At 64.5% G+C, this 26,283-nt stretch carries 22 protein-coding genes and 1 pseudogene; 14 read left to right on the top strand and 9 right to left on the bottom strand.

Translation table 11 applies throughout. The annotated features are described in order from the left end of the window. Window position 1 precedes the first annotated feature (1 nt). The 8 genes from purU (at window position 2) to QFZ61_RS05330 (ending at window position 8,833) form a co-directional block, all read left to right on the top strand. Complete coding sequence (gene purU, locus QFZ61_RS05365; protein ID WP_307034009.1) at window positions 2-901, top strand: formyltetrahydrofolate deformylase; 900 nt, start codon at window positions 2-4, stop codon at window positions 899-901. A 130-nt stretch (window positions 902-1,031) separates the two neighbouring features. Then, window positions 1,032-1,775, top strand: coding sequence for an ABC transporter permease (locus QFZ61_RS05360; protein WP_307034007.1), 744 nt, complete (start codon window positions 1,032-1,034; stop codon window positions 1,773-1,775). A gap of 516 nt (window positions 1,776-2,291) precedes the next feature. Continuing rightward, window positions 2,292-3,923 (top strand): S-layer homology domain-containing protein, encoded by a 1,632-nt coding sequence (locus QFZ61_RS05355; protein WP_307034005.1) that lies wholly within the window; start codon window positions 2,292-2,294, stop codon window positions 3,921-3,923. Further along, window positions 3,832-4,215 (top strand): S-layer homology domain-containing protein, encoded by a 384-nt coding sequence (locus QFZ61_RS05350; RefSeq protein WP_307034003.1) that lies wholly within the window; start codon window positions 3,832-3,834, stop codon window positions 4,213-4,215. Before QFZ61_RS05355 ends, QFZ61_RS05350 begins: the two co-directional genes overlap by 92 nt. A 207-nt stretch (window positions 4,216-4,422) precedes the next feature. Next, window positions 4,423-5,199: an electron transfer flavoprotein subunit beta/FixA family protein gene (locus QFZ61_RS05345; RefSeq protein WP_307034001.1), complete on the top strand. Its 777-nt coding sequence runs from the start codon at window positions 4,423-4,425 to the stop codon at window positions 5,197-5,199. 12 nt (window positions 5,200-5,211) lie between these two features. After that, entirely contained in the window at window positions 5,212-6,195 is a 984-nt protein-coding gene (locus QFZ61_RS05340; protein ID WP_307033999.1) for an electron transfer flavoprotein subunit alpha/FixB family protein, read from the top strand. A gap of 1,035 nt (window positions 6,196-7,230) precedes the next feature. Beyond that, window positions 7,231-7,977 carry a cytochrome b/b6 domain-containing protein gene (locus QFZ61_RS05335; protein WP_307033997.1) on the top strand — a complete coding sequence of 249 codons (747 nt, stop codon included), beginning with the start codon at window positions 7,231-7,233 and terminating at the stop codon, window positions 7,975-7,977. 49 nt (window positions 7,978-8,026) lie between these two features. Then, on the top strand, window positions 8,027-8,833 hold the full coding sequence (locus QFZ61_RS05330) for an alpha/beta fold hydrolase (protein ID WP_307033995.1): 807 nt from the start codon (window positions 8,027-8,029) through the stop codon (window positions 8,831-8,833). A 6-nt stretch (window positions 8,834-8,839) separates the two neighbouring features. Here QFZ61_RS05330 and QFZ61_RS05325 read toward each other — a convergent pair whose 3' ends face one another. Together QFZ61_RS05325 and QFZ61_RS05320 are read right to left on the bottom strand one after the other, a co-directional pair. Next, window positions 8,840-9,637 carry a nitroreductase family protein gene (locus QFZ61_RS05325; protein ID WP_307033993.1) on the bottom strand — a complete coding sequence of 266 codons (798 nt, stop codon included), beginning with the start codon at window positions 9,635-9,637 and terminating at the stop codon, window positions 8,840-8,842. Between the two features lie 3 nt (window positions 9,638-9,640). After that, window positions 9,641-9,970 (bottom strand): hypothetical protein, encoded by a 330-nt coding sequence (locus QFZ61_RS05320; protein ID WP_307033991.1) that lies wholly within the window; start codon window positions 9,968-9,970, stop codon window positions 9,641-9,643. A 148-nt stretch (window positions 9,971-10,118) separates the two neighbouring features. Here QFZ61_RS05320 and QFZ61_RS05315 point away from each other — a divergent pair, with 148 nt between their 5' ends. Together QFZ61_RS05315 and QFZ61_RS05310 are read left to right on the top strand one after the other, a co-directional pair. Then, entirely contained in the window at window positions 10,119-11,012 is an 894-nt protein-coding gene (locus QFZ61_RS05315; RefSeq protein ID WP_307033989.1) for an alpha/beta fold hydrolase, read from the top strand. Between the two features lie 104 nt (window positions 11,013-11,116). Further along, window positions 11,117-12,541: an MFS transporter gene (locus QFZ61_RS05310; RefSeq protein WP_307033987.1), complete on the top strand. Its 1,425-nt coding sequence runs from the start codon at window positions 11,117-11,119 to the stop codon at window positions 12,539-12,541. Here the strand turns inward: QFZ61_RS05310 and QFZ61_RS05305 are convergent. The 3 genes from QFZ61_RS05305 to QFZ61_RS05295 form a co-directional block, all read right to left on the bottom strand. Continuing rightward, window positions 12,457-12,915, bottom strand: a complete 459-nt coding sequence (locus QFZ61_RS05305; RefSeq protein ID WP_307033986.1) for a hypothetical protein — start codon at window positions 12,913-12,915, stop codon at window positions 12,457-12,459. The two genes, QFZ61_RS05310 and QFZ61_RS05305, sit on opposite strands and share 85 nt — an antisense overlap. Before the next feature lie 757 nt (window positions 12,916-13,672). Beyond that, window positions 13,673-15,673, bottom strand: coding sequence for a VWA domain-containing protein (locus QFZ61_RS05300; protein ID WP_307033984.1), 2,001 nt, complete (start codon window positions 15,671-15,673; stop codon window positions 13,673-13,675). Window positions 15,674-15,700: 27 nt separating this feature from the next. Then, window positions 15,701-17,089: a sigma 54-interacting transcriptional regulator gene (locus tag QFZ61_RS05295; protein ID WP_307033982.1), complete on the bottom strand. Its 1,389-nt coding sequence runs from the start codon at window positions 17,087-17,089 to the stop codon at window positions 15,701-15,703. A gap of 149 nt (window positions 17,090-17,238) precedes the next feature. On the opposite strand from QFZ61_RS05295, the gene QFZ61_RS05290 reads away from it, so the two are divergent. Next, on the top strand, window positions 17,239-17,913 hold the full coding sequence (locus QFZ61_RS05290; RefSeq protein ID WP_307033981.1) for an MSMEG_4193 family putative phosphomutase: 675 nt from the start codon (window positions 17,239-17,241) through the stop codon (window positions 17,911-17,913). Between the two features lie 25 nt (window positions 17,914-17,938). Next, window positions 17,939-18,640 carry an SCO1664 family protein gene (locus tag QFZ61_RS05285; protein WP_307033979.1) on the top strand — a complete coding sequence of 234 codons (702 nt, stop codon included), beginning with the start codon at window positions 17,939-17,941 and terminating at the stop codon, window positions 18,638-18,640. A gap of 123 nt (window positions 18,641-18,763) precedes the next feature. On the opposite strand, the gene QFZ61_RS05280 is transcribed toward QFZ61_RS05285, so the two are convergent. Then, entirely contained in the window at window positions 18,764-19,441 is a 678-nt protein-coding gene (locus QFZ61_RS05280) for a hypothetical protein (RefSeq protein ID WP_307033977.1), read from the bottom strand. A gap of 834 nt (window positions 19,442-20,275) precedes the next feature. Between QFZ61_RS05280 and QFZ61_RS05275 the strand changes: the two genes are divergently transcribed. Both QFZ61_RS05275 and QFZ61_RS05270 read left to right on the top strand, forming a co-directional pair. After that, the gene (locus QFZ61_RS05275) at window positions 20,276-21,628 is read left to right on the top strand and encodes a hypothetical protein (RefSeq protein WP_307033975.1); all 1,353 of its coding nucleotides are present in this window, start codon (window positions 20,276-20,278) and stop codon (window positions 21,626-21,628) included. After that, entirely contained in the window at window positions 21,625-22,533 is a 909-nt protein-coding gene (locus tag QFZ61_RS05270; protein WP_307033973.1) for a DNA adenine methylase, read from the top strand. Before QFZ61_RS05275 ends, QFZ61_RS05270 begins: the two co-directional genes overlap by 4 nt. A gap of 1,142 nt (window positions 22,534-23,675) precedes the next feature. Here the strand turns inward: QFZ61_RS05270 and QFZ61_RS16945 are convergent. From QFZ61_RS16945 to QFZ61_RS05250, 3 genes and pseudogenes are all read right to left on the bottom strand, one after another. After that, window positions 23,676-24,304: pseudogene (locus QFZ61_RS16945) on the bottom strand (ABC transporter ATP-binding protein); the annotation flags it as partial. 13 nt (window positions 24,305-24,317) lie between these two features. Continuing rightward, window positions 24,318-25,130 (bottom strand): glucosamine-6-phosphate deaminase, encoded by an 813-nt coding sequence (nagB, locus tag QFZ61_RS05255; protein WP_307033968.1) that lies wholly within the window; start codon window positions 25,128-25,130, stop codon window positions 24,318-24,320. 72 nt (window positions 25,131-25,202) lie between these two features. Then, complete coding sequence (locus QFZ61_RS05250) at window positions 25,203-26,105, bottom strand: MurR/RpiR family transcriptional regulator (RefSeq protein ID WP_307033966.1); 903 nt, start codon at window positions 26,103-26,105, stop codon at window positions 25,203-25,205. Window positions 26,106-26,283 lie beyond the last annotated feature (178 nt).

Genomic DNA, 26,283 nt, shown 5'->3' with positions numbered 1-26,283 from the left:
CATGACTACCACCAAGACTGAAACAGTTACCGGTCCGTCCGCGGCCACCACCGTGGAGCACGTCCTGACGCTGGACTGCCCGGAGACGCCGGGCATCGTCCACGCCGTCTCCGGCTTCCTGCTGGAACACGGCTGCGACATCATCGCCAACCAGCAGTTCGGCGAACGCTCCGAGGGGCACTTCTTCATGCGCGTGCACTTCGCGTCCGACGGCGACACCTCCACGGCGGATACCCTGCGGACCGCATTCGCCGCCGTGGCCGAGCGCTTCGGGATGAGCTGGCGGCTGGAACCGCATGGTGCCAGGCGCCGCGTGCTGATCATGGTGTCCAAGTTCGGGCACTGCCTGAATGACCTGCTGTTCCGCGCCAGGATCGGCGAACTCCCGGTCGACGTGGTGGCCGTGGTGTCCAACCACACGGACCACCAGGCGCTGGTGGAATGGCACGGCATCCCGTTCTTCCACGTGCCGGTCACCGCCGCGACCAAACCCGAGGCTGAAGGCCGGCTGATGGAGCTGATCGAGGAGTTCGACGTCGAACTCGTGGTCCTGGCCCGCTACATGCAGGTCCTCAGCGACGAGCTGACCCGCAAGCTGGACGGCCGGGCGATCAACATCCACCATTCCTTCCTGCCCAGCTTCAAGGGCGCCAAGCCCTACCACCAGGCGTACGCGCGCGGCGTGAAAACCGTGGGCGCCACCGCGCACTACGTCAACGGCGAACTGGACGAGGGGCCGATCATCTCCCAGCAGGTGGTGGAGGTTGACCACACCTACGGGCCTGAAGACCTCGTCGCGGCCGGCCGCGACTCCGAGTGCAAGGCGCTGTCCAACGCCGTGCGCTGGCACTGTGAGGGCCGGGTGATCCTGCAGGGAAACCGGACGGTGGTGCTGAGGTAGGGCGTCGCCGCACCGGGAGGATCGTTCCGCGGTCCTTCCGGCGCGCAGTGCGCGCTCATGCGGTCCGCCACCCTTGCGGCGCGTGCAAAAATCGCAGGGTGACCAACTCCCAGACCCTGTGTGAGCCGATATGACGTTGGACGAGTCCCTCCGGACGGCCCTCGGCGTCGTCATCCTCATCGGGATGGCGACGACCGTACTGATGGGCGCGCGGGTCGCGGCGCCGTGGTCGGCCGCGTTGGCCGTCGCCCGGGGAGTGGTGCAACTCGCCGCCATCAGCTTCGTCTTATCCGGCGTCATCGAGTCACCGTGGCTGGTCGCGGCCGCCCTTGCCGTCATGTTCACCGTTGCGGCCGCGACGTCGGCGCGGCGTCTGGGGTCGCTCCGGTCCAGGTTCCTCCCCGTTGCAACGTGCATGGCCGCGGGCGTCCTGGCCACGGGCGCCGTCGTGTTCGCCACCGGGGCGATCGCTTTCATTCCGCGATACATTCTTGCGATCGGCGGGATTGTGATCGGGAATGCGATGACAATCGCAACCCTGTCCGGCCGCCGCTTCGTCGAACTGGTCAACGACCGGTGGGAAGAGGTCGAGGGATGGCTCGCCCTGGGCGCACGGCCACGGCAGGCGACGGCGGACCCGGTCCGGCGGGCCATTTCCGCGGCCCTCGTTCCCACTGTTGATCAGACCAAGACCACCGGGCTCGTCACGCTTCCCGGCGCGTTCGTCGGAGCGATTTTCGGCGGTGTCTCACCGCTGGAGGCAGGACGGTTCCAGATTGTGGTCCTCGCGGCCATCATCGCCGCCGGCAGCCTCGTCGCCGTCGGGCTCACCGCCTGGCTCGCTCCGGTGCAGGTCCGCCCCGAACCACTCTGAATTGAATGCCCCATCAAACGCGACCGACCCATAAAACTCAGTTTTGATCGAAGCCACGATGGGATGCACGCCCGCACCGGGGCGTCTAGCTTCTTGAATCGTACGCGTTACTACTTGCTTCTCTCACGCGCCTACTTGGACTGCCACGTGGTGACAAAAATCGTCTACTCGATATAGACGGGAATGTCTCACTTTTTATTGAATTCGCGAATTTCCATCTCGATACTGGGACGGTACACCGATGGCTTGGGACGGTTGCAGGCCCCGGGGTATGCCGCAACTGAACCACATAGTGCCACACCGGTTGCGGTCGAGGTTGCCTTGTGCATCGCGCACAATTCAGCTTGGCACTTAGGGGGGTATCACGAATTCCAAGGGTCGGGTTTGCTGGGTCAGAAATAACGCCGGAAATGTGGGAAAGCGAAAAGCCTCTTCCCCGCCGACGCAACGGATGGCATTACAGAAACCCGAATCCCATGGAAATGGTGATCCAAGCGTGAAGGAATAGCGATCAATATGAAACGTACCGTCCGCTGGCTCAGCCAGGTCCTGACCGCAGCGATGGTGCTGGCCGGGTTCGTCCTGGGGAGCACCAGCACCGCCACCGCAGCTTCCGATTCCGGTTATCCCGGCGCCAGCTATGCCGGGGTTAACAACCCGCCGACCTCCGACAAACCACAGAGCAAGCTCTGGTGGAATGACGGTTCCTGGTGGGCGGACATGTGGACCACCGGCACTGGCTGGACCATCCACCGCCTCGACGTTCCGTCCAAGACCTGGGTCAGCACCGGGGTCACCAACGACACCCGCGCCACGACCCTCGCGGACACCATGTGGGACGGCACCCACTTGTACATCGCATCACATGTTGCCGCAGTCTCGGGTGATACCACACCGGTGCAGTCAGATCCAGGACAGGCCAGGCTTTACCGCTACAGCTACGCCGGCGGAAAGTACACGCTGGACAGCGGCTTTCCGACCGTCATCACGAACAACAGCAGTGAGTCGATGACGATCGACAAGGACAGCACCGGGGCAATCTGGGCCACCTGGACGCAGGTCGCCTGGAACGCGACGGACGGTTACACCAGCAAGGTTTACGTTAATCGCTCCGCGCCCGGTGGCACGGGCTGGCTTACGCCCTTCGTGCTGCCCGTCTCCAACCCGAACCTGGCCCCGGACGACATCTCGGCGATCGTCGCCTACGGCAGCAACAAAATCGGGGTGATGTGGAGCGACCAGCTCACCGGAGCCGTACGGTGGGCGACCCACACCGACGGCACCAGCCCCACGGCTTCGTCCTCGTGGAAGGCCCAGGACGCTGTGAAGGGCAACCAAGTCGCCGACGACCACGTGAGCGTCAAAACCCTACAGTCCGACCGTTCCGGCCGCGTCTTCGCTGCCATCAAGACCAGCTACAACAACACCGCCGGCGAGCAGAGCGCGGCGGAGCTTATGTTGCTGGTCTTCAAGCCCGGGACCGGAGCGTTTACGTCCTCGACCATTGCCACGGTGGACGACTGCGTGACCCGCCCCCAGATCGTCCTCGATACTGAGTCGAACACCATCCATGCCTTCCACACAGGACCGGCATCCGATGTGCAGAGCTGCGACTTCTCCGGAACGCCCGGCGCGATCTACGAGAAGACCGCTTCCATGGACAACCCGGTCTTTTCAAAGGGCCGCGGCACGCCGATCATCGAGGACAGCGCGTCCGCAAGTATGAACGACGTGACCACCAGCAAGCAGAGCGTCAACAGCACAACCGGCCTGGTGGTGCTGGCAAGCAACGAGGCCACCAAGCGTTACTGGTTCGCCTACCGGACGCTCGGCGACCCGCCCTACACCCCGCCGGCCGTGTCTCCGTTTGCGGATGTGGCGACCTGGCACACCTTCTACAAGGAAATCGCCTGGCTGGCAGACCGGAAGATCACCACGGGCTGGGAGCAGGGCGACGGCACCGTGTTGTTCCAGCCTTCCTGGGAGGTCCAGCGGGGACCAGATGGCAGCGTTCCTCTACCGTCGGGCCGGGTCGCCGGACTACACCCCGCCTGCGGTGTCAAAGTTCGCGGACGTCCCGACTTGGCGCACCTTCTACAAGGAGATTTCCTGGCTGGCAGACCAGAAGATTACGACCGGTTGGGATGAGGGCAACGGCGTCGTCACATTCCGTCCGACGCAGGTTGTCCTCCGCGACCAGATGGCCGCATTCCTGTACCGGGCCGCTGGTTCACCGGAGTATGTCGCTCCCGCAACGTCCATGTTCTCGGACGTTCCCACCTGGCATACCTTCTATAAGCAGATCTCCTGGTTGGCGGAGCGGCACATCACCACCGGTTGGGACCTCGGCGGCGGCAACGTCGTGTTCCGTCCGGAGTGGGGCGTCCAGCGCGACCAGTCCGCGGCCTTCATCTACCGGATGAAGTACCCCCCGGCCTAGTCTGGCGCCGCAACAGCAGCCGACCGGAAGGTCCTCCGCAGCCTGGAAGGGAAGCGGAGGACCTTTCCTGTTGCCGGAGGCGCGGCGCGTGGCACATCCGTTGGCGACACGGGTCCGGTCAGCCGGGCAGGGCCGCTCTTTCGTAGACTCTAGGGAGATTAGCCATGTCCCCCTCCGGCGGCATGCCCGCCACAGGAAGAGCCATCAATGAAGATCGTTGTCCTCGTCAAGGAAGTCCCCGATACCTACGGGGACCGAAAATTGAGCCTCGAAACGGGCCTCGCTGACCGGGACGCCAGCGAGATCGTCATTGATGAGATCTGTGAGCGGGCCCTGGAGCTGGCGCTGGCTTACGCGGACGCGAACCAGGGCACCGACGTCGTCGTCCTCTCGCTGGCCCCCGACGGCGCCACGGCGACGATACGGAAAGGCCTTGCGATGGGCGCGGGAAGCGCCATCCACATCTGTGACGAGGCGCTTCGCGGTGCGGACCTTGGCCTGACCGCCGAGACCCTGGCCGCAGCGATCCGCCGCGCCGGGTTCGACCTGGTGGTCGCCGGGAACGCTTCCACCGACGGTTCCGGCGGCATGATGCCGGCAATGGTGGCGGAATTACTGGACGTGCCGCTGGTTTCCGGGCTGAGTTCAGTCGAGATCAACGAAGGCGGGGTGTCCGGCACCAGGGTAGTCGAGTCAGGTGTGCAGCAGGTCTCTGCCTCCCTGCCTGCCGTCATTTCCATTACCGAGGCGCTACCCGGGCCGCGTTTCCCGAACTTCAAGGGCATTATGGCCGCTAAGAAGAAGCCGCTGGAGACGCTGAACCTCGCGGACCTGGGTGTGACAGCCGACGACCCGGACACCGCGCGGTCCATCATGCTGGCCGTTGCAGAGAAGCCGCCGCGGGCCGCGGGGGTCAAGATCGTTGACGAGGGCGACGCCGGTGAGAAGCTTGCCAATTTCCTGATCGAAAACCGACTGGCGTAAGGGACTGCCGACATGACTGAATTTCCTCAAAACGCCATCCTCGTCGTCGTCGAAGCCCGGGCTTCCGGTGAACTCGAGCAAGCGGCCGCCGGACTGTTCGGCGCTGCCGCTGGAGCCGGCACCCCTGTTGCCTTGGTCCTGGCCGCACCCGGCGCCGGAAAGGCCGCCGCCGCGGAAGCCGCGTCTCTGGGTGCCGTTCGCGTCCTGATCGCCGAGACTCCGGATCCTGCCGTTCTGGGCGTCCCGGGCGTCGATGCGCTTGCCTCCGCCGCGGAACAGGTGCAGCCGGACGCAATCCTGCTTTCACATTCCCTGGACGGCCGCGACCTCGCGGGCCGGTATGCAGCCCGGACGCGGACGGCGGTCTGCGTCGATGCGGTCGGCGTCTCCCGTGATGAAGAGGGCGTCGTAGCCAACCACTCGGTGTACGGGGGCGCGTACAACGTGACCTCGACGGCGACCTTCGGGCCGCCGGTGATCACCATTCGTCAGGGCGCCGTCGAGGCCCGGGCCGAGGCCCAGCCGGAAACGTCGGAGACCCTCTCCGTGACACCGTCCGGAAAACCGGCCGCACGGATTGATTCATTCGACGAGGAGACAGCCGTCGCCACCCGGCCGGAACTGCGCGGCGCAGCGAAGGTTGTTGCCGGTGGCCGGGGCCTGGCCTCCAAAGAACAGTTCGCCCTCGTTGAACAGCTGGCCGACACGCTGGGCGCCGCCGTGGGCGCCTCGCGTGCCGCCGTCGACGCCGGCTACATCCCGCACGCGCACCAAGTGGGCCAGACCGGGGTATCCGTGTCCTCGCAGCTGTATATCGCCCTGGGCATTTCCGGTGCGATCCAGCACCGGGCCGGCATGCAGACAGCCAAGACCATCGTGGCCGTGAACAAGGACGCCGACGCGCCGATCTTCGAGATCGCCGACTTCGGCGTGGTGGGCGACGTCTTCAAGGTGGTCCCCCAGCTGATTAGCGCCCTCGAGGCCCGGAAGAAGTAGCGATGGCAACTCAGTCCGGGTTTCTTCGGCGGGGCCTGCCGCGCGTGCCGGGCGGCGAACCCTGGCCGCCGGCCGGCGATGCGCCCGAGCGTTTTGTTTCCACTGCCGCTCCCGCTGCGGCCCCCAATGCCGCTCCCGCTGCGGCCGATGTAGCGCAGCAAGTGACGGCGGTGTCTGTGCCGGTAGAGGTCCCGTCCCCCGGCGTTCCCGCAGCGACCGCCGCCGCGACCGACGCCCCTGAGGCGAAAGCGGGCGCGGCCGGCCGGCAGCTTCGCCGCGGTCTCCCGCGGGTGCCGGGCGGCGAGCCGTGGCCGCCCGCAGGTGAGGTTTCACTGCCGACGGTGGCACCGGCTGACCCTCCCGTTGCCGATACCGTCCCCCGGCCGGCGAGGCCGGTGCCCGCGCCGGTTGCGCCTGCAACCGTTGCTGCGGAGGAGGCGGCGCCGGCGCCGCTGCCGGCCCCGGTCACTCCCGACACCGCACCGGAAACAACGACGCCGGGCGCCACCGCGCTGCGGCGCGGCCTTCCGCGGGTTGCCGGGGGCGAGCCGTGGCCGCCGGCCGGCTTCGCTCCGACGGTTGCCGCCCCTGCGCCGGGACCAGCACCTACTCCGGCACCTGCATCGGCGCAAGCCCCCGCCGGAGTTGCCGCTCCGCCCGCAGCTGCACCAGCCGCCGCGAGGATCGCGCCGGCCGCCGACGTCGTCCCGGCACAGGCGGAACCGTCGCTAACCGCGGGCGCACCGGCACCGTCGGAAGCCCCCGCCGCCGTCGTCGAAAAGCCCGAAACGCCCGCTGCCGCCGTCGTCGAAAAGGCTGAGACTCCCAAAGCGCCTGCCGCCGCCGTCCAACAGCCCAAGCAGCCCCAGCCCAAGGCAAAGCTCTACGGTTCGCGCACCCTGGGCCAGTGGATCACGCGGGCCGTACTCCTTGCGCTGGGCGCCATTGTCGCCGCCGGGATTTTGGTGCTCGCAGCGCGCGGTGTCACCACGCTGCCAGGCGCGGCGGAGTTCCTCCGCCGCTACCCCGGCACCTATGAGCTACCCGCGGCGGCCCAGCCGGGCTTCCCCTGGTGGGGCGCAATGGACACACTTCCTGAACATCTTCCTGATGGTGCTCATCATCCGCTCCGGCTACCAGGTGCGCACCCAGCAGAAGCCGCCCGCCTATTGGACGCCGAAACGCGGCGGCAAGAAAATCAGCATCACGCTGTGGCTGCACCAGAGCCTCGACATCCTGTGGCTGGCTAATGGGCTGATCTTCGCGGTGTTGCTGTTCTCGTCCGGGCACTGGATGCGGATCGTGCCGACCAGCTGGGAGGTTTTCCCCAACGCGGCGTCGGCACTGCTGCAGTACATGACGCTCAGTTGGCCGGTGGAGACCGGCTGGGTCAACTACAACAGCCTGCAGCAGCTCATGTACTTCATCGTGGTGTTCATCGCGGCCCCGATCGCGGCGGTCACGGGGGCGCGGATGAGCGAGTTCTGGCCCAAGGACGCGAAGACGCTGAACCGGATCTACCCGGTGGAGGCCGCCCGTGCGCTGCACTTCCCGACGATGCTGTTCTTCGTGCTGTTCATCCTCATCCACGTGTTCCTGGTCTTCGCGACCGGGGCGCTGCGGAACCTGAACCACATGTTCGCGGGCACCGACGAGGTGAACTGGGTTGGGTTTTGGCTCTTCGCAGCCGCCATCGCTCTCACCGCGGCCGGCTGGTTCGCCGCCCGGCCAATCGTGCTCGCGCCCCTTGCGAGGCTGTTCGGGAAAGTGAGCAGCCGCTAGCGGCCGGTACCGCGGGACGGGCGCAGACCCGGCGTTCTACACTGTCTGGATGGAGGCCACGGTCCGCGGAGTGACTGTGCATTACGCCGAATTCGGCAGCGGTACGCCGGTTTTGGCGTTGCACGGTGCCGGTGTGGACCACCGCGAAGTCGCCGGCGCCCTCGAGCCGATGTTCAGTGCCGCTTCTGGCTTCCGGCGGCTCTATCCGGACCTGCCGGGAATGGGCCGGACCCCGGCGCCCGAGACGGTTGCCAGCAACGATGAAGTCGTGGAGGTTCTACTCGACTTCATTGACGACGTCGTCGGGTCTGAACCGCTTCTTGTCCTGGGCCACTCCTACGGCGGGTACCTGGCCCGTGCCATTGCGCAACACCGGCCCGAGCAGGTGATCGGGCTTGCGCTGGTCTGCCCGATCGGTGCCCAGACCCGCAACGTGCCCGACCACGAGGTCCTGGTGTCGTCCGCCGACCTGGCCATCGACCTCGGCCCGGAACTCGAGGCTTCGTACCGGGGCTACTTCGTTATCCAAACCCCTGAAACGCTGAGCCGGTTCCGTGATCTTGTGGCTCCGGCAGTACCCCTTGTTGATGAAGCTGCCCTGATGCGGATCTTTTCCCGCTGGGAACTGCGGCACCCGGAAACCGGGAACCCCTACCCTCATCCCGCCCTCATTCTGGCCGGACGGCAGGACTCAACCGCGGGCTACTCCGGTCCGGCGGACCTGGCCCGGCACTACCCCCGCTGCACGTTCGCTGTCCTCGACCATGCCGGCCACGCGCTGCTGCATGAGCAGCCCGCCCTGGCTCAAGCCCTGATCGTTGACTGGCTCGCGGGGGTGCATGACCGGAACGACTGAACCGGCTTAAGAAGGCCCGTCCCACCCGGACTGGGGAACGGCGCAGGTTCCGCGGAAGACGTATTGGGAGATCCGCTTCCGCTCCCGGCTGGACCAGTCGATGGCCGGCCGCCTCTGGGTTTCCGGCAGATAACCCAGGCGGTACACGGCCATCAGCTCAAGGTCCGCCGGAACCTGCAGCAGTTCCTCGATGCGCTTCCAGTTCTCCGGCGCCTCCATCGGGAAGGACACAAATTGGATGCCCATCCCGAGCTCCACAGTGGTCAGCCAGAGGTTCTCCATTGCCGCGCCCATGCTGAAGACGGAGTAGAAGGCCGAGAGCTGCCCCGGCCGGTACTCGGCACGGTCCAGCAGCACCCCCACCAGCAGCGGCGAGCCCGCCACCAGTTTGCGGTTTTCCTCGCCCAGGGTCCGCGGAACCCGCAGCCTATTCATCAGTGACTGCCCCGACGGCGTGAACACCCTCTTCGTGAACGGTCGCAGCAGCGCCGGCAACTGGTCGAAAAGCATCCCGCTGCGCTTCTCCTCCATCTCGTCACGGCTGAAGCGGAAGTACTTCTTGTAGCGCTCGAAGAAGGTCCCCTCGGCCATCACTTTGGTCATGCTGGCCCCGCTGATTTCAGCGATCCTGTCGATGGTCTCGCGCTCCTCAATGAGCACAAACCGCCACGGCTGGCTGTTGAACTGCGACGGCGCCGCCGCAGCCACCTTCATCAGCAGTTGCTGGTGTTCTTCGCTGACTTTGTCCGGCAGAAAGGGCCCGTTGGTGGTCTTCCGGTTGAAAACAACATCTAGAAACTCCATGCACTACCTCCAGGCGACGAGCAGACTGACAAGAAAGAATGGGGCGGCTGCCGCGGCCAGCGCGGCGTGCCGGGTGATGTTTGAGGACCCGACGGCGGGCAGCGCCGCCAGCGGGACAGCGGCCGGCAGCAGGAACCAGCCGGCCGGGCTCGAGGACCAGAACAGGGAACTGGCAGCGACGGCGGCCAGGACGCAGGTGACCGTGAACAGTGCATGGTGGACCCACCGGAACCCGCCGGTCTGAAACCATTTCAGTGCCACGCCCAGTCCGAGCACCGCACTGGCCAGGAAGCTGCCACCGGCCAGGTCGAACCAGATCCGCAGCCAATCCACGCTTACCTCGCTGTCCTGACAGTCCCATACCCAGGTTTCTTATCCTTGCACGGCATCGGGGCCGGGGTTCGCCCCTGGCCCCCCAAGGACCCGGGGGCTGCGCCCAGTAGTCTTGGCCTCACCGCATTGAGTGGAAGGACCCGGCACCATGAGCTATGCATCCTTCGGCCGCACCAAGACCCCCGTCCTGGAGATCGGCTACGAATCAGCGGGCGATCCCCGCGGGACGCCGGTGATCCTCCTCCACGGGTTCCCGTATGACGTGCGGGCCTTCGACGACGTCGCCCCGCTCCTCGCCGCCCAGGGCGCCTTCGTGCTGGTGCCGTACCTTCGCGGCTTCGGCCCCACCCGTTTCCTCGACGACACGACGATGCGCTCCGGACAGCAGGGGGCGCTCGCGCAGGATTTGCTTGACTTCATGGATGCGCTCGTTGTCGGGCAGGCAGTCGTTGCCGGGTACGACTGGGGCGGCCGGGCCGCGTGCATCGTGGCGGCTTTGGAACCCGGACGCGTGCGCGGCCTGGTCACGGTCAACGGCTACAACATGCACAACCTCGCGACATCAGGCGAGCCCGTGGACCCGGAATGGGAACGCAGCTACTGGTATCAGTACTACTTCCACTCCGAGCGGGGACGCCGTGGGCTGGAACGCAACCGGGACGACCTGTGCGAGCTGCTCTGGCGCACCTGGTCGCCCTCCTGGGCCGCGGCACGTGGGGCGTTTCCCGCAAGCGCCCCCAGCCTGCACAATCCGGACTTCGTCGACGTCGTCGTCCACTCCTACCGCCACCGTTATGGCCTGGCCGACGGCGATCCCCTGTACCGGCACCTCGAGGAGCTGATCTCCCGCCAGCCGGCCATTCCCGTCCCGACGGTCGTGCTGGAGAGCGGGGACGACGGCATCGGCGGCCCGCCGGCGGCAACCGGGCGGGACCATTTCACGGGCCCGTACCGCGAGGTCCTGCTCCCGGGCGTCGGGCACAACGTGCCGCAGGAGGACCCGGGTGCATTCGCGCAGGCCGTGCTGAGTCTCGTGGGCTAGGCGCGCCGCCGTGGGTGCCCTGCCGTAATCCCGGCGCCGGCTATCCCCGCGGCGGAAGGACGGAGGCATGTCCACACCGGCCTGTCCTCACTACACTGGGACCCATGACCGAGCAGGGACCGGTCCCGTCGACGTCCGCCGCAGCTGCCGCCGCGGCCGACACCCCTGCGCGAAGCCCGGAGCAGCGGTACCGCACCTTCACCGGGATCCTGGTGAACACCGGCCTGGCCAATATCACCACCAGTTACCTGTGGTTCGCGCTGACATTTTGGGTTTACCTGGAGACACGCAACGTGATCGCCACCGGCGTGGTGGGCGGCGCCTACATGCTGTTGATCGCCCTGTCCAGCATCAGCTTCGGCACCTACGTCGACCGGTACCGCAAGCTTGCGGTCATGCGTTTTGCGGCCGCCTTCACCCTGGTGATGTTCATGCTGTCCGGTGCGCTGTTCCTGCTGACTCCCGCCGACGCACTGCTGGATCTGACGCGGCCTTGGTTCTGGGCTTTCATGCTGATCATCCTGCTCGGCGCCGTGGTCGAGAACATGCGCAACATCGCGCTCGCCGCGACCGTCACCATCCTCATCGAGCCGGACCGGCGCGCCAACGCCAACGGGCTGGTGGGCATGGTGCAGGGTCTGATGTTCATCGTCACCTCAGTGTTTTCCGGTGTATCGGTCGGGGTGCTGGGCATGGGCTGGACCATTGTGGTGGCCTTGGCGCTCACCGCGCTGGCCTTCGCCCACGTGCTGACGTTGCGGGTGCCCGAGGAGGTCCGCGCCGCCACCACGGACGCGCAGGGCGGATTCGACCTGCGGGGCTCCCTCGCCGCCGTGGCGGCAGTGGCCGGGTTGTTCGCGCTGATCGTGTTCTCCACATTCAACAACTTCATCGGCGGCGTCTACATGGCGTTGATGGACCCGTACGGCCTGGAGATGTTCCCGGTGGAGCTATGGGGCGCGTACCTCGCCCTCGGTGCCACCGGTTTCATCCTGGGCGGCGCGCTGGTCGGCAGATTCGGGCTCGGGCGCAACCCGTTGCGCACCATGCTCCTCGCGGTGATCCTGATGGGGGTCATCGGTGCGGTGTTCACTTTGCGGGAGTGGGCATGGCTGTACGTCGCGGGGATCTGGGTGTACCTCGTCCTGGTGCCTGTTGTCGAGGCCGCCGAGCAGACGGTGATCCAGCGGGTGGTGCCGCTGCCCCGGCAGGGCCGGGTGTTCGGCTTCGCGATGGCGTTCGAGTCCGCGGCAGCGCCGGTCACTGCCTTCCTCATCGCACCGATCGCCCAGGTCTGGATCATCCCGTACGCACGGTCCGCCGAGGGTGCCGCGCAACTGGCCCCGCTGCTGGGCGAGGGAACCTCGCGCGGCATCGCCCTGGTGTTCCTGATCGCCGGGGTCATCCTGATCGCAGCCGCGCTGCTGGCCTTCCTAGCCCCGGTCTACCGCCGGGTTTCGGCGTCGTATGCGGGCGTGGGTGCAGATGTGTCCGCTACGGCGGAGACCGGCTCCCCGTCCTCGGACTGAGGGCGTCGCGCGCTGGACAGACTGGGCAGCGCGGGCTGAAGCCTGGCAGCGAAGAGCTGCTCGGCGAGCCGGATGAGGTGAGCGGGGGCGCTGGCTTCTTCACCGCTAGGACCGTGGCCCAGGAAGACGCCCGTCCCCTTGAAAGTCTCATCGAGATCGGCGCCTGCTTCGCGGATGAGGACTTCCGCCCGATCGTTTTGCGGCAGCCGCCCGCCCTCATCGTTAAAGTAGACGTGCCAGTCCGGACCGGGGAGGGACTCCACGTTCCCTCCCACCAGTTCCTGCAGAACATCGACATCGACGTCCACCCTTTCAATCCGCACGGGCTGGGTGAGTTGGGCGGGGACGATCAAGGCGTCGTAGGTGGTGTTCATGGTTCTGTTTCTTGTCTTTGGGCTTACACGAAATGCGAGGCACCTCCGGGTGCCTGGCGTTGCTGGGCGACGGCGTCTACATCGCGGGAGAAGAGGTGCAGGCGGCCGAGCGGGCTAGGAGTCTCGCGTCCGGCCGCCCGCGGCATATTAGCGCTGATTCTTGCGCGGCTTCACGAACTGAAGTTCACTAGTTTCGCTTTTAGCTCTTTTCTGGGCCCGCTTTTCGAGAATCGTCTTTCCTGCTTTTTTGGCACTACCACTCTTAAGCGATTTTCCGGACAACGGAATCACACCTTTCTGTGCTTTGCGTGTACCAATGACCATACACGTTTATTTTTTTTGTGCCAGTTTTCAGAAAAGCCCCAAGTCCGAGGGTGAGGCGCCCGGCAGCAACCCCTCTTCGGGGCCTTCGCCCAGCACCCGGGCGGCTCGGAGCACCGTGGCGCTGCTCACGGCTCAGCGCCCCCTAACTTCAAATAACAATGCTCCGGCACAATCTTGGCTCGACGTCGAGATCTAAAACTCGGAAAGTAATGAGGTTTTGTTTATCCTAGGGCTACTCGCAAACTCTTTTAGAAAACGGTGCCAGCAGTTTCAACGATTTGCTGCCGGCGCTTCTGGGCAAGAAAAGTGTGGTGCTTTGTGTTCGCTGGCAAAGTTCCGCGGCGTTATTGGAATGTGCCGGCGCAGCTCGGTCTCGGCTGCTTGCACCGGGCGGCGAAATTCGACAAGTACCGTGCCGCCCACACCTGGACTACTACGCCCAGTCGTCGTCGCTGTACGCCTGCCCCCGGAAGTGCGCGCGGAGGTACTCGCCGACGACGGCGGCGCCCAGGTCCCCGGCCTCAGGAGCCACCACGCGGCCGTCGACCCGGCGGGCCATCTTCTGGATGAACCGTTCCAGCCCCGGGTCGTTCCCCAGCCGGAAGAACGTGGCCTGCACACCGGAACGGCCCAGCCGGTCCAGCTCGGCAACGGTGACGCGGATGGTCTCCGCGTCCGGCGGCCAGTTGAACCACGAGTCGCCGTCGGCCAGCAGGTGCGCGGTAGGTTCGCCGTCGGTCACCACCAGCAGAACCGGCTGCATGGACGGGTGCTTGCGGAAGAAGCGGCCGGCGAGCAGCAGGCCGTGGTGCAGGTTGGTGCCCTGTTCCCGCAGCGCCGGCGAGGCCATCAGCTCGCCGATGTCCATCGACTGCGCGTAACGGCCGAACGCGATCAGCTGCAGCCGGTCACCGCGGAACTTAGTCGACACCAGGTGGTGCAGGGCCAGCGCGGTTCGTTTCATCGGCACCCAGCGCCCCTCCGCGGCCATCGAGAAGGACACATCCACCAGCAGGGCGACGGCGGCTTGGGTTCGGGCCTCGGTCTCGGTCACCTCGATGTCGTCCACGGCCAGCCGCAGCCCGCGGCGCGAGTCGCCGCCGTCGGCGATGGTGCGGCGGATGGCGTTGGTGATGGTACGGGTGACATCCCAGGGTTCGGCGTCGCCGAACTCCCAGGGCCGGCTGGACCCGGTCTGCTCCCCCGCCGCCCCGGCGGCCCGGGTGTCCCGTCGGCCCTGCCGGCCGGAGAGCTGTTTGGCGGTGTCCCGCAGCAGCGACCGGCCCAGTCGCCGCATGGCCTGCGGCGAGAGCTTCAGGTCCCCGTCGGCGTTGCGCTGCAGGAAGCCGCCGTCGTGCATGGCCTTTTCAATCTCCGCGAGCGTCCGCGCCGAGACGGCCGCGTCCTGCCCCAACTGGCGGCCCAGGGCCTCCAGGTCCAGGTCATCCAGCCGGGAGCCGTTGTAGGACTGGGAGAGCTGCTCGGCGAGTTCGTCCAGTTCGGCGAGGTCCTGCAGCACGCCGGTGCCGTCGCCGAGGCCTAGCCCCTCCTCGCCGTCGAACTGTTCGGAGCCGGACCAGTCCTCGCCGGGGCGCAGGGCCTGCAGGTTCGCATCGAGTTGGCCCAGCTGTGCCATAAGCTCCGGCGAGCCGAACGCCTGGGCGGAAAGCTGCATCAGTTCCTCGCGCTGCTCGGCGGACATGGAGCGCAGCATCCGCTGAGCGGCGGCCGCGCGCTCGGCGAGCGCGTCGATCAGCTCCTCGACCGACTGCGGGTTCTCCGGGAAGAACTCGCCGTGCTTGGTCATAAACTCCTGGAAGTCCGCGTCGGTGTCCTCGCCGCGGCGGTGCTTGTCGAGCAGTTCGTTGAGGTCGCCCAGCATCTCGGCGACGACCGCGCGGTCCTCCTCGGTGGCGCCCTCGAGCGCCTGCTTCATGCCGGCGAAGCGCTGGTCCAGGATCTCCCGGCCCAGCAGGTCCTTGATCTGCTCGTACGCTTCCCGGGCGGTACTGGACTGCCAGTCGTAGGAGGCGAGCTCGTTGACCGCCGCGGCCGTGGACTTTGGCAGGTTCTGCAGCTGCATCTCGCGGAAGGCGCGGTCCGTGTCGTCCATCCGCACGTCGCGGGCCAGCTGCTTGCGCTCCTCCAGCACCGCGGTCTCCAGCAGTTTCTGGACCTCGTTCAGCGTCCCGTCCAGCTTGTGCCGGCCCAGCAGGTCCTTGCGCCGCTGCTGCACCCGGCCGGCGAGGTCGTCGAGTCCTTCCCGGTTCCGGCCGCCGCGCCGAAGGTACTCCTGCAGGGCGTGCCGGGGCGAGTAGCCGGCCATGACGTCCTCGGCGACGGCGTCGAGCGCCTCCGCCAGGTCCACCGGCGGGGCGAGCGGATCCGGCCCGCCCGCGTAGCGGCTGTACCGGGACCGGTGGTGAGCGGTCATGGGCCCTCCTGTAAGCCTTGGGACTGCCTAGCCGTAAACCGTTTCCTCGTCGTCGGAGTCCTTGGAGATCCGGCGGGCGAGGTAGAGGCCTTCGAGGGCCAGTTCGACGGCGGCGGCGCGCTGCCCGTCGTTCTCCGCGCCCAGGCGCTCACCGATCTCGTCGTAGAGGCTCGATCCGTTGAGCGACGGGAGGCCTTCCAGGAACTCCCGCGCGGTGACCAATTCGCCGGTGGTAACCGTGGTGTGGCCGTCCAGCGCGGCGACGAGGTCACCCATGTCGATGCCGTGGAAGTGCGCCCGGACGGCCTCGGCGGTGGCCATCCGCAGCAGGTGGTCCAGGATGTCCTGTTCCCGGCCTTCCTCGCCGGATTCGAACTCGATCTTGCCGCCGAGGACATCGACGGCGGCCTCCAGGTCGATGATCCGGGCGACGGCGTGGTCCTCGCCGCGCACGCTGGCCCGGCGCAGGGCGGCGGCGGCGACGGTTTCGGCGCCGGCGATCGCGAACCGCGCGGACACCCCGGAGGTCTGGTTGATCGCCGGGGACTGCCGCAGTGCCCGGGTGTAGCGGGCCAGGATTTCGAGGATGACGGGCGGGACGCCGGCCACCAGCTGGCCTTCCTGTTCGATGACGGCCACCTCGTCCTCGAGCTCGATCGGGTAGTGGGTGCGGATCTCGGCGCCGAAGCGGTCCCGCAGCGGGGTGATGATCCGGCCGCGGTTGGTGTAGTCCTCGGGGTTGGCGGACGCGACCACCAGGACGTCCAGCGGCAGCCGCAGCACGTAGCCGCGGATCTGGATGTCGCGTTCCTCCATCACGTTGAGCATGGAGACCTGGATCCGCTCGGCGAGGTCGGGGAGTTCGTTGATGGCGATGATGCCGCGGTTGGAGCGCGGCACCAGGCCGTAGTGGATGGTTTCCGGGTCGCCCAGGCGGCGGCCCTCGGCCACCCGCATCGGGTCGACGTCGCCGATCAAGTCCGCGACGGAGGTGTCCGGCGTCGCGAGCTTCTCGACGTACCGTTCGGAGCGGTGCCGCCACGCCACCCGCAGCCGGTCCCCCTCGGTGAGGGCGAGGGCGCGGGAGTGTTCGGTGATGGGGTCGTAGGGGTGTTCGTTCAGTTCCGAGTCCTCGATCACCGGCGACCACTCGTCCAGCAGCCCGGCCAGGGTGCGCAGCAGCCGGGTCTTGCCCTGCCCGCGTTCGCCGAGCAGGACGACGTCGTGCCCGGCCAGCAGGGCGCGTTCGAGCTGCGGCAGGACGGTGCGGCTGAAGCCGTACATCCCGGGCCACGGGTCGCGGCCGGCGGCGAGCGCGGCCAGCAGGTTATCGCGGATCTCGCGGCGCAGGTCCTTGTGGACGTGGCCGGAGGCATGCAGTTCACCAACAGTGAAGATTTCGGGGCGATCACTCACTCCTCCACCGTAGACCTGTACCCGGCGGGGAATCGAGGGATTTGGTGAGATTCCTGCGCATCCGGACGCTTGGCTAAGAGAGCCGCCCGGGGTCCCCGGGCCGAGCTTGCGAGGTACGGGGCAGGCGGTGAACGATAGGCTGGATGCTGATGGCTACAGCAACTGCAGTTGAATCAACTCCTCCTCCCGCCCCCGCGCGTCCGGGCACCCTCTTGCTGCTGGTGCGCCACGGCCAGACGCCGACTACGGGATCCGTCCTGCCGGGCCGCGCGCCGGGGCTGCACCTCTCCGACCGCGGCCGGGAGCAGGCCGAACGGGTCGCGGACCGGCTCGCCGGACTGCCGGTGGATGCCCTCTACTCCTCCCCGCTGGAGCGCGCGTGTGAGACGGCGGAGCCGACGGCGGCACGCACGGGGCTGGCCGTGAAGCACGACGACGGGTTGCTGGAGTGTGATTTCGGTGGCTGGACCGGCTCCGCGATCGCAGACCTGGCGGCCGTGCCGGAGTGGCAGACAGTGCAGCACAGCCCGTCCCAGTTCCGCTTCCCGGACGGCGAGAGCTTCCCGGAAATGCAGAACCGGATTGTCGGCGCGATGGAGGCGCTGTGCGCGGCCCACGCAGGGGGTGTGGTGGTGTGCTTCTCCCACGCCGATCCCATCAAGGCCGCAGTGGCCCACGCCCTGGGCACGCCGCTGGACCTGTTCCAGCGGATCATGATCAGCCCTGGCTCGGTCTCGGCCATCACGTTTGTGGAGGGCCAGGACCCTGCGGTGCTGATGGTGAATTCGACGGCGGAACCGCTCAGCGGGCTCCGGGCGTCATGAATCGGTTTCGGAGGCGGGAGCGATCGTGTCCGGCCGCGAACTGACTCTGCTGACCGAGGGCAGCATCGAGCTGCTCGGCCTCATCCCGCGCAGCAGCAACCAGACGTTCCTGGTCCAGGTCACCTGCGGCGAGGACGAGGGGTACGCGGTCTACAAACCGGAGGCCGGCGAACGTCCGCTCTCCGACTTCGAGCCCGGGCTCTACAAGCGCGAACGCGCCGCCTACGTGCTGAGCGAGTCGCTGGGCTGGGGCTTCGTCCCGCCGACCGTGATCCGTGACGACGCTCCCCTGGGCGTCGGCTCGCTGCAGTGGTTCATCGAGTGCGATTTCCAGCAGCACTACTTCACACTGTTCGAGGACGCCCCCGAGACCCATCCTGATCTCGCCCGGATCGCGCTGTTCGACTTTGTCGCGAACAACACCGACCGCAAAAGCGGCCACGTGCTCCGCGGCGACGACGGCCGGATCTGGGGCATCGACCACGGACTCTGCTTCTCCGCGGCCTTCAAACTGCGCACCGTGATCTGGGACTTCGCCGGCGAGCCGATTCCGGAGGCCCTGCTGGCCGACATCGCTCAGCTCGCGGAGACCGTCCCCGCCGAGTTGGCGGAACTGCTCGACGACGACGAGGTCACCGCCCTGCAGCGGCGAGTGCAGCGGATGCTGGTTGCGGGGTCACTGCCGGTGGACCGGACGGGGATGCGCTATCCCTGGCCGCTCGTTTGAGATGGTGAACATTCTTGTATCTCTTGCACCGGTCGCTACTGCACCCTGCGGCCGTTGATGGTCTCGGTGCGCTTCCGCGCACTAGAAAAGCGGGATTCCCAACCAGCGCGCCACCCGTCCGGCCTACTTCGTCCAGAGAACGTCTTGGCCTTCTTTACTGTGTCTTGAATGGCGCTCCGGGCTATCAGGGTCAATTACGGGCACGTCAAATCTCTCATATGGCACCGGCGGCTCCCCTTCGGCGCTGGCGTAGGTCAACGCTGGACGGCCCAAAGCGTGGGGAAGGCCGCTGGCATCCGGCCATCGCACGGCGAAATGCTGGGATCGAAGGAATCTGTAAACCTTCGCCACTTGGGGAGCGCCACCAACGGTGGGGTATTCGTTGGATCTAATCATGTCGCGAAGAACCTCGAAGGGTTCCATGTCGAAGCCGCCATTCCTCAACTTCCCACGGTCCCTCAGTAGGTCTATGAGCCGATTCTTGGCTTCGACGGTCACGTCGCCGGTGAATGCTATGGCCTTCTTGGAGTTTCCTTTTGCCCACTTATGGACCGGTCGAAAAGTATACCTATCAATTGAGGCATCATAGTGGAGTTGCCATATGAGGAATTCCTGTTGACGCCACGAATAACCACCGAAAAGAAAACCGGCCTCCGGATCACCAGCGCTTGAGACGCCGCGAGGAAAATCGTGAATCAAAGAGCGCATCTGATTAAACACTTCGAGCGCATGCCTCTTTGCGACCGTGATATCGGTTCTCCGGTCACTGGAAGGAGCATACATGTCAATGGCTTGGATCATTTGCAGCATGAGTGGATATGCGTATTGAGTATCTCCCGCAAATGAAATGAGACAGTCTGATCGAGGCAACGACATTATCTTCGGGCAACAGTCCCATGCTTGCCCATTTCGAAGTCGGCTATCCGATGCGAAAACTAGTTCTTCAACTTCTCCCACACTTCGAATCCATGCGATTGACAGTGTCATGATTCGGACTCCCAGGACGACGCGCCACCGTGCGGACGCCAAAAGGTTACTAAGATTTGCCTATCCTACGACAAACTTTTAGCTACCCCGAGCAGGGACATTAGGTATACAGCATGACGGGTTTGCGGGGTCGCATTCCGACGCATCGAATCGTTGCACTAGCCGCCTTCCTGCAGTTCAGCCCTTGCCGCTTCGAGTCCACCTGGACCGACGCGGAGGGTCAGAGATTTGATTGGCGATTGGCACCCGAGACCAGGTCTACTCCAAGCACGAGTGCCTGCGGCGAGTTCCGGGCAGCGCTTTCGCGCATACCGCCGCAAGCTCAGCACCAAGTGCCCGGCCCGGCCAATCTTCACAGATACGGTGGTACTGCAACTGACGGCGCAGGACTCAGCGGGGTTAGTGAAGATGTTGCGACGGGAGGCGTGCAACTACAAGCGCGCCGCCTCCGTCGCTGACCCTGTCCGCACCATGGCAGACGCGCCTCCTCGTTCTCCCGCCGCAACGGGTGTCCCACGCATCGCTGTCGGCTATGCGTAGCGAGACATGATTAGGCAAGATATGGCGTTGGTGTCCACGGCATTCGTTGATGACTATTGTGGACTAGGTGGCTCACGACAGAGCTGAATATGAGTTGGGGGGAAGTCAGTGCCTGAAACCGTCAGTGTTCCTTTGGCAGATCTGCTCTTGGACCAAAAAAATGCACGGCTTGGGGATGAACAGGCTTCGCAACAGCAGGTCTACGTAACCCTCGCAAAGCAGCAGGCTAAGCGGCTGGTGAACTTGGCTGAGAACATCGTCAAGCACGGCACGGATCCCACCAACCTGCCCGCTGTTGTCGCTACTGATGACCAGCGTAGGAAGTACAGGGTTATCGAAGGAAATCGACGGGTCTTGGCGCTGAAGGCGCTTGACAATCCGATGATTGTCAGCGGTGGACTCAGTCCTAGCGAGCAGCGCCGACTCGGTGAGCTCGCAAAGCTCTTCGAGAAAGACCCCGTGGACGAGCTCACCTGCGTTCTTTTCGATAACGAAGATGACGCCTTTCACTGGGTTACCCTCAGGCACACTGGGGCAAACGAAGGTGCAGGCCTAGTTGAATGGGACGCTAACGAACAGGACCGGTTCCTCAGCCGCCATGGGCAGAACCGGCCAAGGAGTACTGCGGGACAGATCCTCGACTACGTCGACAGTGTAGATGGGCCCAGTTCATCCAAAACGCGGATTATGACGACCCTTCAGCGAATCCTGAATACCAAGGAGATCAGGGAAACGCTCGGAATCGACTTTGTGGGTGGACAGGTCGTGACGCATTTCCCTGCAGCTGAGGTGATAAAGGGGCTGCGCCGTATGGTCACCGACCTCCGTAGCGGGACCATCAAAGTAAAGGATGTCTATGAGGCCAGTGACCGGGTCGCCTATCTGAAAGAATTCTCCGCATCCGAACTTCCCGACCCAGCGACACGCATCGCTTCGCCCGTGATTCTTGCAGACGCAGGCAAGGCCTCCTCTTCCGGTGTTCCGCCCCTGAAGCCGAAACCCAGACCCAAGACCCGCACCAAAGCGCCGCGAACGTCCGTGGCGATGAAGAACTGCGGCATCAATCCCGCCCCTCCCCGCCTCAACGGTATTTTTAATGAACTCACCTCTCTCGACGCGGACACGTTTCCCAACGCCGGCGTAGTGATGCTCCGCGTATTCCTCGAACTAACGGTAGATCACGGAATTGCCGAATACTCTTTGATGACCGAACAAGAACGCATGAACACCCCATTGTCAAAACGATTGAAGAAAGTCGTGGACAAACTTCACTCGGAAGACCTCCTTGACCAGCAGCTCAAGCGCGCCATGTACAAGATCGCCGATTCGCAGGACACCATAGCGGCGTCTGCGATGACCTTCAATCAGTACGTACATAACAAATACGTGATTCCTAAGGCTAGCGAAGTCCGAACCGCCTGGGACGAACTGCAACCATTTCTTCAGGTGGTCTGGCAATGACAGGGGCCGCTGCAGCACGTTTCCCCTCCCCTCTGCGCTACCCCGGGGGTAAAGGAAAGATTGCCAACTACATCAAGCTCATAATGCTGAAAAACGATCTCTTGGGCTCAGACTACGTCGAACCCTACGCAGGCGGAGCCAGCGTAGCGCTGTCACTGCTGTTCGAAGACTATGCGGGCCATATCCACATCAATGACCTCAACGAGGGCGTACACGCGTTCTGGCACTCAGTGCTGAATGACACGGATGCACTCTGTTCCCTTATAGAAACGACGGAAGTTTCGGTTGAAGAGTGGCACTTTCAGAAGGATGTCCAGAGAAGTATCTCGCCATCCACTCTTGAGCTAGGCTTCTCGACTTTCTTCCTCAACCGGACAAACCGCTCAGGCATTATCAGCGGCGGCATCATAGGTGGCCTTAAACAAGACGGCCCGTGGAAAATTGATGCCAGGTTTAACAAAGACAACTTAGTGCAGCGCATTCGAAAGATATCGCGCTTCAAGTCACGCATTAGCCTCACCAAAATCGATGCAGTAGAGTTCGTCATGTCATGGGCCGAACCTGAACAGCCCCCCGCGTTTTTATATCTCGACCCCCCGTATTACGTGAAGGGTGAGGGGTTGTACGACAACTTTTACGAGCATCAGGATCACGCAGAAGTCGCAGCCTCCGTTTCCCGCCTGGCGCATCCTTGGATCGTCTCCTACGACGCCGCCCCTGCCATACTGCGCCTTTACGAAGCCCAGGACTCGCTCCATTACGGGCTTAGCTACAGCGCCGCTAAATCGTCCAAGGGCTCCGAAGTGATCTTCCATGCACCGGAGCTCGTTCTGCCCGACGAATTAAGTCCTAGCGGGATTTCGGCCGCGAGCTTCCGAAAAAAGCGCATGGAACTGCTCTCTTAGGAGATACCGACACCCGGCCGCGCCAGGGGCGGCGAAGAGGCCTGGAAGTAGCGCGCGGACCGGGTCCGGTGTTCATCGATGACGAGCATCCGCGGTCTGAACTGGTTCACGTCCGGCAACCGCAGGAGACGGGGCTTCCCATCACGGCGGCCCGGACCATCCACCAGGACAGAGCGAAACCGGCAACTGATTCAGAGACGGCCCTCCCCGAGCGGTTGACTGCAACCCTTACCGCCGGTCCGAGAAGGCCCGGCAATCGTCAGCACGGCTTCTCCCCACCGAGAGACGAATGGAGCAGAAAAGCGAGCGATCTCACGAACAAAAGGAAAATATACACGTCAGGTTGGCTAAAGGTATTCTTGAATCCAAAGGGGAGACATTCGTCGCCGCGCCGAACCGAGGGGGGTCGTCGTAATGGTCAATTTTCGTTCCGAAAGGGACTTCGAGTTCCTGAGACGTATACTTCATGGGCTGGAGACACAGCATCCAGGAACTCAAATATGGGATGAAAGTCCCTTCAAATGGGTGCTCGCCCTCCCGTCCGCCACCAAGGGGGCTGTAGCGCGACAGCTCGTCACTTCATGGGCACATACTCTTGGGATTTTCCCCGAACAGGTCTACATGGACAACCAGCCTTACCTTGACTTAAACGGCGTGCTTGTTCAGGTGAAGTTCTCCACCCTTTGGGACTCTGGCTTCTACCGATTTCAACAGATTCGAGACCGGGACTACGACTATTGCCTGTGCTTTGGCTTAGCCCCCTTCGACATGAACGCATGGTTGATACCAAAGGAGATCCTAGATAGGCACGTCATTGGCACTAGGGGACAGCACACCGGGGCCGGTTCGAATGAAACATGGTGGCTTGAGATTTCGCCCTCGGCTCAGGAGTCTTGGCTCGACGAGTGTGGGAACCAACTGGCCGACGTTAGTTGCCAGCTGACGAGACTGACGGGTCAGCACTAGAAAGAAGCCAACGCTGGCCAGAGTTCTAAAGCCTTTCGGAGCCGGCCGTAAATGGTCAGTCGCGGTGCCATGAGAGGTCGGCGCATGACGTTTTCCCTGCAACAACGGCGGTACTCGTACATCCCGAGCTCGGCCGGCTGGCCAGCGGTCCTTCTAGCGGTCCGAGGTAAGCGCATCTAAACCTCCGCCACCGGCGCCGCGAACTGGGCTTCGTACAGCCGGGCATACGCCCCACCGGCCTCCAGCAGCGACGCGTGCGTGCCCTGCTCCACGATCTGCCCGGCTTCCATCACCAGGATGAGGTCGACGTCGCGGATAGTGGAGAGCCGGTGGGCAATGACGAACGACGTCCGGTCCGACCGTAGAGCGCTCATCGCCTTCTGCACCAGCACCTCGGTGCGGGTATCCACCGAGGATGTGGCCTCATCCAGGATCAGCACCGAGGGTCGGGCCAGGAACGCCCGGGCGATGGTCAGCAGCTGCTTCTCCCCCGACGAGACGTTGCCGCCCTCGTCGTCGAGCACGGTGTCGTAGCCCTGCGGCAGGGACTTCACGAACCGGTCCACATACGTCGCTTAGCCGCCTCCAGGATCTCCGCCTCCGACGCACCGGGCCGGCCGTAGGCGATGTTGTCCCGGATGGTCCCGCCGAACAGCCAGGTGTCCTGCAGCACCATGCCCATCCGCGAGCGCAGCTCATGCCGGGACATCAGCGCCACGTCCACGCCGTCGAGCGCGATCTTCCCGGTGTCAAGCTCGTAAGAGCGCATCATCAGTTTCCCCAGGGTTGTCTTGCCGTCTCCGGTCGCCGGCTGCCTGCTAACCCTGGCCGCAGGGACCTTGCCCGAACCGCACACCACTCGAAGCTGGTTTGTTGTCGAACGCATAGCGGTAGTAATCGGTGAGGGCGAGGTCGCCTGCGGCGGCTTCGTCGATGACTACCGTTGCACGCGGGTGGAGTTGCAACAACGACGCGGGGCACATGCTCGACAAGGGGCCTTCTATAGCCGCAGCGAGGGCTCGGGCTTTGCCCTTTCCCTGCGCGACAAGAAGCAGCTGCCTGGCTTCAAAGATCGTGCCCAGTCCTTGAGTTATGCAATGCCTCGGGACTTCGTCGGCGGTGTTGAAGAAGCGGGCGTTGTCGGCCCTCGTCTGCTCAGTGAGTGTCTTGACCCTGGTGCGGGACGTCAGCGACGACGTTGGCTCATTGAAACCGATATGGCCGTTGGTACCGATGCCGAGGATTTGGACATCAACACCGCCTGAGCGGCTGATCGCTGCTTCGAAGTCCCTGCAGGCCTGCTCGTGATCGAGGCTCCCGCCGTCGGGGACCGTCACGTTTTCAGGCGTCATGCCGAGCGGTTCCACGATGTCCCGTTGCACGACGGCGGCGTAGCGGGCCGGGTGCCCGGGCGCGAGCCCAACATACTCGTCCAGAGCGAAGCCCCGTGTCGCAACCAGGTCAATTTCGGCGTCGTGACGCATCCTGGCGAGTTCTGCGTAGACGACCATGGGAGAACTGCCCGTCGCGAGGCCAAGGACGGCGTCCGGTTTTTTGCCGACAATCCCCGCGATGACTCCTGCGGCGATGCACCCGACCTGGCCAGGCGTCGCGGCAATGATGACTTCCATTGTTCTCCAATTCGTAAACGGCCCTGTGCGGAACAAAAACGGTCTGCCGACCGGCGTCGTGTGCCGCTGGCGCTACCGGGCGCCGCCCTGGCTGCGGTCATGGACAACCCTGTAGGTGTTGCGTAACGCCTCCACCGAGGTGTCGTAGGAAGCTTGGGCTACCGCCGTAAAGAGGCAGTCGACCACCATGAGCTGGGCGATACGGCTGCCAAGGGCGCCGGACCGGAACGCGCTCTCCCTCGCCGACGTCGTCAGCACGACGTCGGCCGCTGAAGCGACCGGCGAGGTGTGAAAGTTGGTGATTGCTATGGTGGCCGCCCCGGATTCGCGCGCGACTGTAAGGAAATCCACCGTGTCACCGGTGCGACCGGAATGCGATATAGCAATGGCCACGCAGGAGGAGTCCAGCGTCGCGGCAGCCGTCCAGGCCGAATGAGGGTCCGACCAGTTGATCACCGTGCGGCCGACACGTGAAAGTTTTTGTTGCAGGTCAAGGCCGACCAGCGAGCCGGCGCCCATACCGAAGGTGTCGATCCGGCGGGATCCTGTTATCAGCGTCACTGCTTGTCCCAGGGCCTCTGTATCCAGTGACCGTGCCGTGTCTGAAATTGACAGAGTCTCGTTGATGGCCACTTTGGCCACAATGACGTCGAGAGAATCGTTGCGCCCAATGTCTCCGGAAACCGGCGGGAGGCTCGAAGTGGTCATTTCTTGACGCATGGCCTCCCGTGTGAGGTCCATCAGAAGGTCCTTGTAGTGGGAGTACCCCATTCGTTTATAGAAACGCACCACCGATGTGGTGGACGTTTCACAACGGTCGGCAAGTTCGGCCACCGACAGGGTGGCGCCCTCCGACGGACTGTCCACGAACACCTGAGCGATACGTCTTTCAGACGGCCGCAGCGAGGGCAAAGCTGCGCGAATGCGAATCAGCACCGCTTCAGAGTCCGCGGCATTTACTGCGCTCTTCGCCATTCTGCTCCCTCTTCAACATGTTCATCGGACGTCAGTCTTCAAGGGACCGACGTCGCAAAACTCTTCTGCGGAATATCTTTACATGATTCAGGTCACATGGGTAAGTTAATGACCAACCCGGATCATCGATGCTCTCTGGGGGACCTGCAACAGCCGGTGCGGCATGGCAGGAGGCATC

Source organism: Arthrobacter sp. B3I4 (assembly GCF_030816855.1).
In the GTDB taxonomy this organism is placed as follows: Bacteria; Actinomycetota; Actinomycetes; order Actinomycetales; family Micrococcaceae; genus Arthrobacter.
Note: the sequence above shows the minus strand (reverse complement) of the source record. Positions and strands in the feature narration are given on the sequence as shown.

Coding starts and splice junctions, on each gene's coding strand:
- purU (WP_307034009.1), top strand. CDS start 2: ATGACTACCACCAAGACTGAAACAGTTACCGGTCCGTCCGCGGCCACC.
- QFZ61_RS05305 (WP_307033986.1), bottom strand. CDS start 12,915: ATGAACACCACCTACGACGCCTTGATCGTCCCCGCCCAACTCACCCAG.
- QFZ61_RS05355 (WP_307034005.1), top strand. CDS start 2,292: ATGAAACGTACCGTCCGCTGGCTCAGCCAGGTCCTGACCGCAGCGATG.
- QFZ61_RS05290 (WP_307033981.1), top strand. CDS start 17,239: ATGGCTACAGCAACTGCAGTTGAATCAACTCCTCCTCCCGCCCCCGCG.
- QFZ61_RS05280 (WP_307033977.1), bottom strand. CDS start 19,441: ATGATCCAAGCCATTGACATGTATGCTCCTTCCAGTGACCGGAGAACC.
- QFZ61_RS05310 (WP_307033987.1), top strand. CDS start 11,117: ATGACCGAGCAGGGACCGGTCCCGTCGACGTCCGCCGCAGCTGCCGCC.
- QFZ61_RS05345 (WP_307034001.1), top strand. CDS start 4,423: ATGAAGATCGTTGTCCTCGTCAAGGAAGTCCCCGATACCTACGGGGAC.
- QFZ61_RS05340 (WP_307033999.1), top strand. CDS start 5,212: ATGACTGAATTTCCTCAAAACGCCATCCTCGTCGTCGTCGAAGCCCGG.
- nagB (WP_307033968.1), bottom strand. CDS start 25,130: ATGGAAGTCATCATTGCCGCGACGCCTGGCCAGGTCGGGTGCATCGCC.
- QFZ61_RS05360 (WP_307034007.1), top strand. CDS start 1,032: ATGACGTTGGACGAGTCCCTCCGGACGGCCCTCGGCGTCGTCATCCTC.
- QFZ61_RS05300 (WP_307033984.1), bottom strand. CDS start 15,673: ATGACCGCTCACCACCGGTCCCGGTACAGCCGCTACGCGGGCGGGCCG.
- QFZ61_RS05315 (WP_307033989.1), top strand. CDS start 10,119: ATGAGCTATGCATCCTTCGGCCGCACCAAGACCCCCGTCCTGGAGATC.
- QFZ61_RS05325 (WP_307033993.1), bottom strand. CDS start 9,637: ATGGAGTTTCTAGATGTTGTTTTCAACCGGAAGACCACCAACGGGCCC.
- QFZ61_RS05330 (WP_307033995.1), top strand. CDS start 8,027: ATGGAGGCCACGGTCCGCGGAGTGACTGTGCATTACGCCGAATTCGGC.
- QFZ61_RS05335 (WP_307033997.1), top strand. CDS start 7,231: ATGAGCTACCCGCGGCGGCCCAGCCGGGCTTCCCCTGGTGGGGCGCAA.
- QFZ61_RS05250 (WP_307033966.1), bottom strand. CDS start 26,105: ATGGCGAAGAGCGCAGTAAATGCCGCGGACTCTGAAGCGGTGCTGATT.
- QFZ61_RS05270 (WP_307033973.1), top strand. CDS start 21,625: ATGACAGGGGCCGCTGCAGCACGTTTCCCCTCCCCTCTGCGCTACCCC.